This window comes from Streptosporangium sp. DT93, assembly GCF_049844535.1.
In the GTDB taxonomy this organism is placed as follows: Bacteria; Actinomycetota; Actinomycetes; order Streptosporangiales; family Streptosporangiaceae; genus Streptosporangium.
This window is the reverse complement of record NZ_JBNCLF010000011.1, coordinates 279,571-288,496: the sequence shown is the minus strand read 5'-3', so window position 1 is coordinate 288,496 and position 8,926 is coordinate 279,571. Positions and strand designations below refer to the sequence as shown.

Annotated in this window: 5 protein-coding genes; all 5 read left to right on the top strand. The window is 66.9% G+C overall.

Going from position 1 to position 8,926, the window contains the following annotated elements; translation table 11 throughout:
• Positions 1-119: 119 nt before the first annotated feature.
• The 5 genes from ACLQ2R_RS24085 (at position 120) to tuf (ending at position 8,890) form a co-directional block, all read left to right on the top strand.
• Positions 120-4,007, top strand: coding sequence for a DNA-directed RNA polymerase subunit beta' (locus ACLQ2R_RS24085; RefSeq protein WP_425962767.1), 3,888 nt, complete (start codon positions 120-122; stop codon positions 4,005-4,007).
• Between the two features lie 515 nt (positions 4,008-4,522).
• A complete protein-coding gene (gene rpsL, locus ACLQ2R_RS24080) occupies positions 4,523-4,894 on the top strand; it encodes a 30S ribosomal protein S12 (RefSeq protein ID WP_012887826.1) in 372 nt (123 codons plus the stop codon).
• 2 nt (positions 4,895-4,896) lie between these two features.
• Complete coding sequence (gene rpsG / locus ACLQ2R_RS24075; RefSeq protein ID WP_012887827.1) at positions 4,897-5,367, top strand: 30S ribosomal protein S7; 471 nt, start codon at positions 4,897-4,899, stop codon at positions 5,365-5,367.
• 87 nt (positions 5,368-5,454) lie between these two features.
• The gene (fusA, locus tag ACLQ2R_RS24070) at positions 5,455-7,503 is read left to right on the top strand and encodes an elongation factor G (RefSeq protein WP_425962776.1); all 2,049 of its coding nucleotides are present in this window, start codon (positions 5,455-5,457) and stop codon (positions 7,501-7,503) included.
• Between the two features lie 193 nt (positions 7,504-7,696).
• Positions 7,697-8,890, top strand: a complete 1,194-nt coding sequence (tuf, locus tag ACLQ2R_RS24065) for an elongation factor Tu (RefSeq protein WP_425962766.1) — start codon at positions 7,697-7,699, stop codon at positions 8,888-8,890.
• Positions 8,891-8,926 lie beyond the last annotated feature (36 nt).

Sequence of the window (8,926 nt, the reverse complement as noted above, 5' to 3'; positions counted from 1 at the left end):
ATGCGCGACACCGACGAGGACGTCTTCCGCGCCGCGGAGGAGCTCGGCATCGACCTGTCCCGGCGCGAGCCGAGCAGTGTCGAAGAGGTCTGATCTAGAAGCTGAGGAGGGGATTACAAGTGCTCGACGTCAACTTCTTCGACGAGCTTCGGATCGGCCTCGCGACCGCCGACGACATCCGCCAGTGGTCGCACGGTGAGGTCAAGAAGCCCGAGACCATCAACTACCGCACGCTCAAGCCCGAGAAGGACGGACTCTTCTGCGAGAAGATCTTCGGCCCCACCCGGGACTGGGAGTGCTACTGCGGCAAGTACAAGCGCGTCCGCTTCAAGGGCATCATCTGTGAGCGCTGCGGCGTCGAGGTGACCCGTGCCAAGGTGCGCCGCGAGCGGATGGGCCACATCGAGCTGGCCGCTCCGGTCACGCACATCTGGTACTTCAAGGGTGTCCCGTCCCGTCTGGGATACCTGCTCGACCTGGCCCCGAAGGACCTGGAGAAGGTCATCTACTTCGCGGCCTACATGATCACGCATGTCGACAAGGAGATGCGCGAGCGCGACCTGCCGTCGCTGGAGGCGAAGATCTCCGTCGAGCGGCAGCACGTCGAGCAGCGTCGTGACTCCGACATCGAGGCCCGCCAGCGCAAGCTGGAGACCGACCTGGCCGAGCTGGAGGCCGCCGGCGCCAAGGGCGACCAGCGCCGCAAGGTCCGTGAGGGTGCCGAGCGCGAGATGCGGCAGCTTCGCGACCGGGCCCAGCGCGAGCTGGACCGGCTGGACGAGGTCTGGAGCCGCTTCAAGAACCTCAAGGTCCAGGACCTGGAGGGCGACGAACTGCTCTACCGCGAGATGCGCGACCGCTTCGGCCGCTACTTCCGCGGTGGCATGGGCGCCCAGGCCATCCAGGAGAGGCTGACCAACTTCGACCTCGCCCTGGAGGCCGAGAACCTCCGCGAGACGATCCGCAGCGGCAAGGGCCAGAAGAAGGCCCGCGCGCTCAAGCGTCTCAAGGTCGTGTCGGCGTTCCTGAACACCCGCAACTCGCCCAACGGCATGGTCCTGGACTGCATCCCGGTCATCCCGCCGGACCTGCGCCCCATGGTGCAGCTCGACGGTGGCCGGTTCGCGACCTCGGACCTGAACGACCTGTACCGCCGGGTGATCAACCGCAACAACCGCCTCAAGCGGCTTCTCGACCTCGGCGCGCCCGAGATCATCGTGAACAACGAGAAGCGGATGCTCCAGGAGGCCGTCGACGCGCTGTTCGACAACGGCCGCCGCGGCCGCCCGGTCACCGGGCCCGGCAACCGCCCCCTGAAGTCCCTCAGCGACATGCTCAAGGGCAAGCAGGGCCGGTTCCGCCAGAACCTGCTGGGCAAGCGTGTCGACTACTCCGGCCGTTCGGTCATCGTCGTCGGCCCGCAGCTGAAGCTGCACCAGTGCGGCCTGCCCAAGCAGATGGCGCTGGAGCTGTTCAAGCCGTTCGTGATGAAGCGCCTGGTGGACCTGAACCACGCGCAGAACATCAAGTCGGCCAAGCGGATGGTCGAGCGTGCCCGGCCGGTCGTGTGGGACGTCCTCGAAGAGGTCATCACCGAGCACCCCGTGCTGCTCAACCGCGCGCCCACCCTGCACCGCCTGGGCATCCAGGCCTTCGAGCCGCAGCTGGTCGAGGGCAAGGCCATCCAGATCCACCCGCTCGTCTGCACCGCGTTCAACGCGGACTTCGACGGTGACCAGATGGCCGTGCACCTGCCGCTGTCGGCCGAGGCGCAGGCCGAGGCCCGCATCCTGATGCTGTCCACCAACAACATCCTCAAGCCGGCCGACGGCAAGCCCGTGACCATGCCCACCCAGGACATGATCATCGGCCTGTACTCGCTGACCACGCTCAAGGACGAGGACGAGAACGGTGCCGGCAGGGGCCGCGTCTTCGGCTCGGTGTCGGAGGCGCTCATGGCCTTCGACCGCCGCGAGCTGGACATCCAGTCGCTCATCCAGATCCGGTTGAAGGGCGACGTCCCGCCGCCCCGCGACTGGGACGCCCCCGAGGGCTGGGAGCCGGGCGCGACCTACCGCCTGGAGACCACCCTGGGCCGGTGCCTGTTCAACCAGACGCTGCCGGCGAACTACCCGTACGTGAACTCGCAGGTCGGCAAGAAGCAGCTGTCGGTCATCGTCAACGAGCTCGCCGAGAAGTACCCCAAGGTCGAGGTCGCGGCGGCGCTCGACGCCCTCAAGGACGCCGGTTTCTACTGGGCGACCAGGGCCGGTGTGACGATCTCCATCGAGGACGTCATCGCGCCGCCGAACAAGGCCGAGATCATGGAGACGTACGAGCGCCGGGCCGACAAGGTCCAGCGGGAGTACGAGCGCGGTCTGATCACGGACGAGGAGCGCCGTCAGGAGCTCATCGAGATCTGGACGCACGCGACCAGTGACGTGACCGACGACATGCAGAAGGCGTTCCCGAAGACCAACCCGGTCTGGATGATGGTCCAGTCGGGCGCCCGAGGGAACCTGATGCAGGTCCGGCAGATCTCCGGCATCCGCGGCCTGGTGTCCAACACCAAGGGTGAGACGATCCCGCGCCCGATCAAGGCCTCGTTCCGCGAGGGCCTGTCGGTGCTGGAGTACTTCATCTCCACCCACGGCCAGCGGAAGGGTCTGGCGGACACCGCGCTGCGGACCGCCGACTCCGGGTACCTGACCCGTCGTCTGGTGGACGTGGCGCAGGACGTCATCGTCCGCGAGATCGACTGCGGCACCGACCGGGCCGTCCCGCTGCACGTCGGCGAGCGCGACCCCCAGGGCAACCTGGTCAAGGCGGAGAACGCCGAGAGCAACGTGCACGGCCGCATCCTCGCCGAGGACGTGGAGGTGGACGGCAAGGTCATCGTGCCGATGGGCGTCGACATCAACGACTTCCACGTCACCGCGCTGGTCGCGGCCGGGGTGGAGACCGTCAGGACCCGCAGCGCCCTGGTCTGCGAGGCCAAGATCGGTGTCTGCGCCACCTGCTACGGCCGCTCGCTGGCCACCGGCAAGCTCGTGGACGTCGGCGAGGCGGTCGGCATCATCGCCGCCCAGTCGATCGGCGAGCCCGGCACCCAGCTGACGATGCGGACCTTCCACACCGGTGGTGTGGCGGGCGCCGACATCACCCACGGCCTGCCCCGTGTCCAGGAGCTCTTCGAGGCGCGCGTCCCCAAGGGCGTCGCCCCGATCAGCGAGGCCGAGGGCCGGATCCGCATCGACGAGACCGACAAGACGCGGAAGATCGTGGTCGTCCCCGACGACGGCTCCGAGGAGGTCGCGTACCCGGTGTCGATGCGGTCGCGCATGCTCGTCTCCGACGGGCAGCGGTCGGGGGTCGGCCAGCAGCTCATCGCCGGTGCGGTCAACCCCAACGAGGTGCTGCGCATCCTCGGCCCGCGTGCCGTGCAGCTGCACCTCGTGGCGGAGGTCCAGCAGGTCTACCGCTCCCAGGGTGTGTCGATCCACGACAAGCACATCGAGATCATCGTGCGGCAGATGCTCAAGCGCGTGAACGTGCTGGAGTCCGGCGACGCCGACATGCTGCCCGGTGAGCTCGTCGAGCGGCCGCGCTTCGAGCGGATCAACCGCGAGTGCGTGGCCGAGGGCGGCACGCCGGCCTCGGGACGCCCGGTGCTGATGGGCATCACCAAGGCCTCGCTCGCCACCGAGTCGTGGCTGTCGGCGGCGTCCTTCCAGGAGACGACCCGGGTGCTCACCGACGCGGCGATCCACGCCAAGTCGGACTCGCTGCTCGGTCTCAAGGAGAACGTCATCATCGGAAAGCTCATCCCGGCGGGTACGGGCATGCCCCAGTACCGCAACATCCGGGTCGAGCCCACCGAGGAGGCCAAGGCCGCGATGTACACGGTCGGCGGCTACGACGGCTCCGCGGCCGACTACACCTTCGGTTCGGGCTCGGGCGAGGCCGTGCCGCTGGAGGAGTACGACTTCGGCCAGTACAACCGCTGAGCGAGCACGCCCGCTCCAGTGATCGAGACGGCGCCCGGTCCCCGAGAGGGGGCCGGGCGCCGTTCGTCTTGACCGGAACGTTGCGGCGGAAGCCGTACGTCAATGGGGATAACGGCCGGAGAAGTGTCCCGGGGCGGGTAAACTCGGCATGGACCCGGACGCGGTCGGTCGGAAACCGGTCGCGGGAGTCAGGGCACGAATGCGAGAGCGCACAACGGCGCTCGGCGAGTGCGACCGTTTTGACGTGTTGCGCTGGGCTGGGTAGTCTTTCCCTTCGTGCCCATGTCTTCGTGGGTCCTCATGCGTGCGCGTCGACGGTTTCCCATCTGAGGAGTCGGCAGAGGCGCCGCGTGGCCTCCTCCACCGGACCGGCCTTGACCGGGATGTGGCGCGACACCCCGCGACACGCCCGACCGCGTGGGTCGGAGGAGCTGGAAGAACCGCAGGTCATGACACCGGCAGTACCTGCAAATGCACCACAATTCGAATAACCGGCTAGCACGAACGGAGACGCGGTGCCCACGATTCAGCAGCTGGTCCGCAAGGGCCGCCAGGACAAGGTCACCAAGACCAAGACCCCGGCGCTCAAGGCCAGCCCTCAGCGACGCGGCACCTGCATGCGCGTTTACACCACGACCCCGAAGAAGCCGAACTCCGCCCTCCGCAAGGTGGCGCGTGTCCGGCTGACCAACGGCATCGAGGTCACGGCCTACATCCCCGGTGTCGGTCACAACCTCCAGGAGCACTCCATCGTGCTCGTCCGTGGTGGTCGTGTGAAGGACCTCCCGGGTGTTCGCTACAAGATCATCCGTGGTTCGCTCGACACCCAGGGTGTCCGCAACCGCAAGCAGGCCCGTAGCCGTTACGGCGCGAAGAAGGAGAAGTAGGAATGCCTCGCAAGGGTTCTCCTGGCCGTCGTCAGCTCATGGCCGACCCGGTTCACAACTCGCCCCTGGTCACCGCTCTCATCAACAAGGTGCTCCTGGACGGCAAGCGCTCCATCGCCCAGTCCATCGTGTACGGCGCCCTCGAGGGTGCCAAGGAGAAGACCGGCAACGACCCGGTCGTCACCCTCAAGCGCGCGCTGGACAACGTCAAGCCCACCCTTGAGGTCCGCAGCCGCCGTGTCGGTGGCGCGACCTACCAGGTCCCGGTCGAGGTGCGCGCGGCGCGCAGCACCACCCTGGCCCTGCGCTGGCTGGTGCAGTACTCCCGCGCCCGCCGCGAGAAGACCATGACCGAGCGCCTCATGAACGAACTGCTCGACGCCAGCAACGGCCTCGGCGCAAGCGTCAAGAAGCGCGAGGACACCCACAAGATGGCCGAGTCCAACAAGGCCTTCGCCCACTACCGCTGGTAACAGCGGGTTCGACGAGACGACGAGGACGCGAGAGAAGTGGCCACCACGACCGCTCTTGACCTGGCCAAGGTCCGCAACATCGGGATCATGGCCCACATCGACGCGGGCAAGACCACGACGACCGAGCGCATCCTGTTCTACACCGGTATCAACTACAAGATCGGTGAGGTCCACGAGGGCGCAGCCACGATGGACTGGATGGAGCAGGAGCAGGAGCGTGGTATCACCATCACCTCCGCTGCCACCACCTGCGAATGGCTCGGCCACACGATCAACATCATCGACACGCCGGGCCACGTGGACTTCACGATCGAGGTGGAGCGCTCGCTCCGCGTCCTCGACGGTGCCGTCGCCGTGTTCGACGGCGTCGCCGGTGTCGAGCCGCAGTCCGAGACGGTCTGGCGTCAGGCCGACCGTTACGAAGTGCCCAGGATCTGCTTCGTCAACAAGATGGACCGGGTCGGCGCGGAGTTCCACCGCTGCGTCGACATGATGATCAGCCGCCTGAACGCGACCCCCGCCGTCATCCAGCTTCCCTGGGGCGTCGAGGCCGACTTCAAGGGCATCATCGACCTGGTCAAGATGAAGGGCCTGCTCTGGAGCGCCGAGGCGGCCAAGGGCGAGATGTACGAAGTCGTGGACATCCCGGCGGAGCACGCCGAGGCCGCCCGCGAGTGGCGTGACAAGCTCGTCGAGACGGTCTCCGAGAACGACGACGAGCTGATGGAGCTCTTCCTGGAGGGCGTCGAGCCCACCGAGGAGCAGCTGGTCGCGGCCATCCGCCGCGCCACGCTGGCCAGCGCCATCAACCCGGTCCTGACCGGTACCGCGTTCAAGAACAAGGGCGTCCAGCCCCTGCTCGACGCGATCGTCGCCTACCTTCCCGCCCCGATCGACATCCCGGCCTTCAAGGGCCACGCGGTCGGCAAGGAAGAAGAGGTCATCGAGCGTCACGCGGACGTGACCGAGCCGTTCTCCGCACTGGCCTTCAAGATCATGAGCGACCAGCACCTGGGCCGTCTCACCTACATCCGCATCTACTCGGGCACGCTCGAGACCGGCACCGCCGTGGTCAACTCGGTGAAGGGCCGCAAGGAGCGGATCGGCAAGATCTACCAGATGCACGCCAACAAGCGCGAGGAGCGCCCGTCGGCGGTCGCCGGTCAGATCGTCGCCGTGATGGGTCTCAAGGACACCACCACCGGTGACACCCTGTCGGACCCGGCTCACCCCGTGGTCCTGGAGTCGATGAACTTCCCGGCGCCGGTCATCAGCGTCGCCATCGAGCCCAAGACCAAGGGCGACCAGGAGAAGCTGGGCACCGCGATCCAGCGTCTGGCCGAGGAGGACCCGTCCTTCCAGGTCCGTCGTGACGACGAGACCGGGCAGACGGTCATCTGGGGTATGGGCGAGCTCCACCTGGAGATCCTCGTCGACCGGATGCGCCGCGAGTTCAAGGTCGAGGCCAACATCGGCCGACCTCAGGTGGCCTACCGGGAGACCATCCGCCGCAAGGTGGAGAAGGTCGACTACGTCCACAAGAAGCAGACCGGTGGTTCGGGCCAGTTCGCCAAGGTCATCATCGACATCGAGCCGCTGGGCGAGGGCAACGACGGCTACGAGTTCTCGAACAAGGTCTCCGGCGGCCGCATCCCGAGGGAGTACATCCCCTCGGTCGACGCGGGCGCCCAGGAGGCGGCCGAGTTCGGTGTCCTGGCCGGCTATCCCATGGTCGGGGTCAAGGTCACCCTGCAGGACGGTGCCTACCACGAGGTGGACTCGTCCGAAATGGCCTTCAAGATCGCCGGTTCGATGGCCTTCAAGGAGGCCGCGCGCCGGGCGGACGCCGTAATCCTGGAGCCGATGATGGCCGTCGAGGTCACCACGCCCGAGGACTACATGGGTGACGTCATCGGTGACCTCAACGGTCGCCGCGGGCAGATCCAGGCGATGGACGAGCGCTCCGGCGCCCGCATCATCAAGGCGCTCGTGCCGCTCTCCGAGATGTTCGGCTACGTGGGAGACCTCCGTAGCAAGACGCAGGGACGCGCGAGCTACAGCATGCAGTTCGACTCCTACGCGGAAGTGCCCGCGCACATCGCCAAGGAGATCGTCGCGAAGGTGCGGGGCGAATAGCTCGGCATCCGTTCCGGGTGCGGGGCAGCGAGGAGATCGCCGCCCCGCCACCGGAGGGGTGCGGGGCGAACAGCTCGGCATCCGTTCCGGTCAGGGGAGGCCTCGCCGCTCATGACCGGGGGATGCAGGGCGATCCGGTCCGGCATCCGTTTTTGAAGACGCAAGTCACGTCAGAATCTCTAAGGAGAGAGCAGTGGCCAAGGCCAAGTTCGAGCGGACCAAGCCGCACGTAAACATCGGCACCATTGGGCACATCGACCACGGCAAGACCACTCTGACCGCGGCGATCACCAAGGTGCTCCACGAGCGTTTCCCGAACCTCAACGAGGCGACCCCGTTCGACAAGATCGACAAGGCGCCCGAGGAGAAGGCTCGTGGCATCACGATCTCCATCGCGCACGTCGAGTACCAGACCGAGAAGCGCCACTACGCCCACGTGGACTGCCCCGGTCACGCCGACTACGTGAAGAACATGATCACCGGTGCGGCTCAGATGGACGGCGCGATCCTCGTGGTCGCCGCCACCGACGGTCCGATGCCGCAGACGAAGGAGCACGTCCTCCTGGCCCGCCAGGTCGGCGTCCCCTACATCGTCGTGGCCCTCAACAAGTCCGACATGGTGGACGACGAGGAGATCCTGGAGCTCGTCGAGCTCGAGGTCCGTGAGCTTCTCTCGGCCCAGGAGTTCCCCGGCGACGACCTGCCGGTCGTCCGCGTCTCGGCGCTGAAGGCGCTCGAGGGCGACTCCAAGTGGGGCGACTCGATCATCGAGCTCATGACCGCCGTGGACGAGAACGTCCCCGAGCCGACCCGTGAGACCGAGAAGCCGTTCCTGATGCCGATCGAGGACGTCTTCTCGATCACCGGCCGCGGCACCGTCGTGACCGGTCGTATCGAGCGCGGTGTCGTCAAGGTCAACGAGACCGTCGACATCATCGGCATCAAGGAAGCCAAGACCACCACCACGGTCACCGGTGTCGAGATGTTCCGCAAGCTGCTCGACGAGGGCCAGGCGGGCGACAACGTCGGTCTGCTCCTCCGTGGCATCAAGCGCGAGGACGTCGAGCGCGGCCAGTGCATCATCAAGCCGGGCACGACCACCCCGCACACCGAGTTCGAGGCCCAGGTCTACATCCTGAGCAAGGACGAGGGCGGCCGCCACACCCCCTTCTTCAACAACTACCGCCCGCAGTTCTACTTCCGCACCACCGACGTGACCGGCGTGGTGAACCTCCCCGAGGGCACCGAGATGGTCATGCCGGGCGACAACACCGAGATGAACGTCCAGCTCATCCAGCCCATCGCGATGGAGGACGGTCTCAAGTTCGCCATCCGTGAGGGTGGCCGCACCGTCGGTGCGGGTCGAGTGACCAAGATCCTCAAGTAGGACGATCGCGGAGTGGCGGCCGGCCCCGTACAGGAC